The sequence below is a fragment of the Roseibaca sp. Y0-43 genome (assembly GCF_020667835.1).
Lineage (GTDB): Bacteria > Pseudomonadota > Alphaproteobacteria > Rhodobacterales > Rhodobacteraceae > Roseinatronobacter.
The window spans coordinates 1-320 of sequence record NZ_JAFMPR010000051.1; the positions used below are offsets into that span (position 1 = coordinate 1).

Here is a 320-nt window from a genome sequence, read left to right on the forward strand (position 1 = left end):
ACAGAGCTATCCGTTTCCGCCCACAAGCTGGCGACCGTCATCCTCGACGCCATTGCGTGGAAAGAGGGTTACAACGGGCTGCCGCGCGGGACGGCTGCCTTCACCCTCGTCGACCTGGCGTCGAAAATGGGCATCTCCCGCCAGTACCTCACCGAGCTGCTTTCAGAACTCGAGGCGTCCGAGCTGGAGCTGAGACGCGAGAAGCCCAACGGCAAGTTCGCGCCTTGGCTCTTCCGCTTCACGGCCTTCGATACTGAGGACGAAGATCAGGATGTTGCGTCAGGCACAGGCGACACATCACTATCTAGAGAAAGAAACAA

The 320-nt window shown here is 59.4% G+C and carries 1 pseudogene; it reads left to right on the forward strand.

The features are described 5' to 3' along the window. Nucleotides 1-320: pseudogene (locus J1C52_RS15185) on the forward strand (hypothetical protein); the annotation flags it as partial.